Annotated in this window: 2 protein-coding genes; both read right to left on the bottom strand. The window is 67.6% G+C overall.

Going from position 1 to position 1,891, the window contains the following annotated elements; translation table 11 throughout:
• A partial coding sequence (locus RMO85_RS06250; RefSeq protein WP_310527572.1) for an ABC transporter ATP-binding protein occupies positions 1–740 on the bottom strand: 740 nt, incomplete at its 3' end.
• Positions 741–1,595: 855 nt separating this feature from the next.
• Positions 1,596–1,891 (bottom strand): hypothetical protein (locus tag RMO85_RS06245; RefSeq protein WP_310527567.1); only part of this gene is annotated, 296 nt, incomplete at its 5' end.

The raw sequence follows: 1,891 nt of genomic DNA, 5'->3' as shown, positions 1-1,891 counted from the left end.
GCCTCGTCGTGGTGGCCGGCGTGGCCGCCGAGGTAGAGAGCCTGGATGTCCTCGGAGTTGGCCAACGCCTCGGCGGTGTCGGCCATCGCGACGCGACCCACCTCCAGGACGACCGCGTCGTGCGCCACCCGCAGGGCCATGGCGGCGTTTTGCTCAACCAGCACCACCGGGGTGCCCTGAGAGTTGATGGCCTGGACGATGTCGCCGATCTGCTCGATGAGCTTCGGCGCCAATCCCAGGGAGGGTTCGTCCAGGAGCAGGACGGCAGGCTCGGCCATCAGCGCTCGTCCGATGGCGAGCATCTGCTGCTCGCCTCCCGAGAGGAGACCACCGCGCTGCTCGCTGCGATCGCGCAGCACCGGGAACAGGTCCATCACCCGGTCGCGGGCCGCGGCGCGACGAGAGCGCGGGGTAGTGAGCGCACCGACGCGGAGATTCTCCTCGACGGTCATCCGGCCGAAGACCTGTCGGCCCTCGGGAGACTGGACGATCCCGGCGCGGGTGACCCCGGCGGCGCTGAGCTTGTGGATGGCGACCCCGTCGAGCTCGATGGTGCCGGCGTACCGGGTGCCGCCGTGCATCGGGAGGGTCCCGGAGATCGCCCGCAGCAGGGTGGACTTGCCGGCCCCGTTGCTGCCGAGAACCGCGACGATCCGTCCGTCGGGCACGGGAAGGTCCACCGAGTCGAGGACCGCCTTGTTGGCGCCGTACCCGGTGGTCAGGCCAACAACGCTCAGCACCGGGACTCGTGACCCGAAACGACCGAACTACGCGCTCTGGTGTGACGCATGCGACTCCTGATCCTCGTACGTGCTGGGGTGTGGTGGGCGGTCGTGACCCCGCTCACACGTCAACCTGTCGAGAGTGAGTGACAGCGGCCACATCCGATAGTGAGGAGCTCACAATCGGGATTGGGTTTCTCGCCGAAATGGGGTCGAGGTCTTGTCAGATGTCTCCGAAGCCGCAGGACCCTATCGCCCAGCGCCTCCTTGGAGCTGCAGTCGGCGAACTCAGAGTGGCCACGCGCCGGGACCGCATGCGCGGAGGTCAGGGTCTGGCTGGACGGCCGACGAAATCATTGTCGATACACTCGATGTGGTCGATGACCTCGAGCAGCGCGAAGCCACGTGGGCGGTTTCTGGCAAGGTGCGTTCGGGATCGATGACGACCACCTCCAGACCGTCATCCCCGAACCGCCGGACGCACACGACTCATCGCGGTTCGCGGTCATGCCGCTGAGGGTAGGACGGACGACTGACGGTCGTGACTGGTCACGCGTAGAAGCGTCCGATCCTGGATCGACCCCACTGCGCAACTAAGTCGAATGAACATTGACAGGCCCCGGTGAGCCGCGAGCACCTTGGCCACAGGTGACTTCGTGCTTGAGGTCGTGAATCGGGCCAGAGACGCCAACGGTCTTCCGCCCCACGCCGGACCCCAATAGCCACGAGAGCGTCGGCTCGTCGTCATGTCCCGCGTGAAGATTTCCCCACTGGCACGCTCCGCGAGCCCATCGGCGTCCGGAACAGATTTGTCTCCTCCGGCGTGCCTCGGTCACGGTGGGTTTGGACTCAGGGGACGGCGTGGTGGGGGTATCACAACCGGGCCCGTGCCTGTTGGACGGCGAGTACCCCGCATAGCGCGGCCAGGACCGCCAGAACGGGAGCCACCGAGACCTGCTCGGCGAGCGCGGTGATCATCAGCGGGAATCCGAAGCCGACGTAGGCGGTGGCGTAGAAGCCGGCGGACACGGTGCCCAACCTCCCCGGATTGGCCAGCGCGGGAAGTCGCGAGATCCCGCTCGCGAGCGCGAGACCGCCCCCGGCTCCGAGCACGGCCGAGGCGGGGATGACCATCAGCAGGAGCCCGGGTAGTGCGGCCGCGAGGGCCG

The organism is Nocardioides sp., assembly GCF_031422975.1.
GTDB lineage: Bacteria > Actinomycetota > Actinomycetes > Propionibacteriales > Nocardioidaceae > Nocardioides.
Note: the sequence above shows the minus strand (reverse complement) of the source record. Positions and strands in the feature narration are given on the sequence as shown.